This window comes from Teichococcus vastitatis (assembly GCF_003604215.1).
GTDB lineage: Bacteria > Pseudomonadota > Alphaproteobacteria > Acetobacterales > Acetobacteraceae > Pseudoroseomonas > Pseudoroseomonas vastitatis.
Map to the genome: position 1 here is coordinate 1 of NZ_QXGS01000128.1, position 1911 is coordinate 1911.

Below are 1911 nucleotides of genomic sequence, written 5' to 3' on the forward strand. Positions count from 1 at the left end.
TCGAAGAGTATCTCATCAGCAAGAAGGGGTTGGTGCCTGAGGTGGCCCGAGGGGCCTCCATCATCGAAGAGGTGGACGACGGCCGCGCCCGCTACTACGAGGTGCGGCACCAGCCCTGCTGTAAGTTCCGAGTGATCATCCCTCTGGAGACACCGTGGATCGCGGCAGACTACGAAAGTCAGGAACAGGCCAACGCCGCTTGGCGGGAGCGTGTAGGCGCCGTAGCGCACATGCTCGGCCTGAACCACGACCAGTCCTGCGCCGACACGAGCCGATTGTTCTATCTCCCCCGGATCAAGACAAGCGACAGCCTCTACGAATTCCATACATCGTTTGGGATGCCCTGCCCGATCTGGACGCTGCCTCCCATTCCGGCAACGGACGATCCGCCGGATCATGGCAGATCCGGTTCACGAAGCAGGCCTCATCACGTCACCGACCTTGACGGCAACACCGTTGACTTGAAGCGCTGGGCTGCACGGTATGCGCGTCGGTTCGAAATCGTGACCGCGCTGAGGACAAACGCGCCCGAGATCTTTGGCGACCGACGGAACGGGGTGAAGCACCACATCGAGTGCCCTTGCGTCGAGGATCACATCACTGACCAGACGACGCGTACCGGTACCTTCTGCGTCAACGCCAGCCAGGTTGATCGTGCCGACCTGCCGCAAATCAAGAGCGGCTTCGTTATCCAATGTTCGCACGCTGGCTGCGCGCGTACCGATCGCCTGGGCTTCCTGGCGGCGTTGCTGCGCAAGGGTTGCCTCACGGCCAACGACCTGACCGATGAAGCTTTCCTGACGTCGGAAGTGACCACACCTATCGATGACGAGACTTGGCCACCCGACGTGGCTTCGGAAAATCCTGATAGCACAACGACGGTGCCCGGCCCAGACGAGGCCGAGCCAGACGAGGCTGGGCCGCAGCGGTTTGTCCGCGCCTCGAACATTCCGCCCGCGCTCTACACTGGTCTGCCCGATGTGCTGGGCGAGATGCACACGTGGCTGTGCAAGACCTCCCCGAAGCCTCAGCCACCACTGCTGCTCGGCGCCTGCCTAGCTTTCATGGCGGCCGCCATCGGCCAGCGCGTGAAACTGGAGCACTTCCAGATACGGCCGAACCTCTATGCTCTCGGCGTTGCCTATTCAGGCGCGGGCAAGGAGCGCGGCCTGTCAGGGCTGAAGGAGATTGCTCGGGCAGCAGGAGCCTGGAACTTGATCGGCGTCGAGGAGATGGCGTCAGACGCCGGCATCGTCACGTCGGTATTCAAACAGCCGGCTCAGGTGATGTTGTTAGACGAGGTGAGCTATCTGATTCAGAGCACACACAACGCCAAGGCTGGAGCCCACGTCCAGAACATCACAGCCACGCTGCTGAAGCTCTACTCAGCTTCGGCGACCACCTATCAGTCGAAGAGCTACGCGGATATCGATCGGATCAAGGTGATCGACCAGCCCTGCGTCTCGATGTACGGCTGCTCCACGCCAGACGGATTGTTCTCGGCGCTCCAGTCCAAGGACATCACCTCGGGGCTGCTGTCACGCTGTGTGCTGTTCCACGCCGGCGACCATGATCCATTGGGAATGCCGCCCGCGGATCTGCCGGTGCCGGATCGTGTCGTGGCATGGGTGAAGGCTTGGCGACGGGTTAACCCGGTTCCAAATCCACTCCACGTGCAAGACGGCATGCCGGTGCTGAACCCGATGACCATACGGATGACGCAAGAGGCCCTGGATATCGCGACCGACTTCGAGGCGGAGATGCACGCTTTGAAGCAGGTGGCGCGTGCACGAGGAACCGATGCGCTCTACGTGCGGGCCCGTGAGAACGCGCTGAAGTTCGCTCTGGTGCGCGCCTGCGCCGTTTACGCACGGAGCACGGAGGGAGTGCCGGAGGTGGATAGAGAAAGCA

Annotated in this window: 1 protein-coding gene; it reads left to right on the top strand. The window is 62.0% G+C overall.

What is annotated here, in order from left to right; all coding sequences use genetic code 11:
• The coding region (locus D2K64_RS23400; RefSeq protein ID WP_157986101.1) for a hypothetical protein at positions 1–1911 on the top strand (1911 nt) is incomplete at both ends.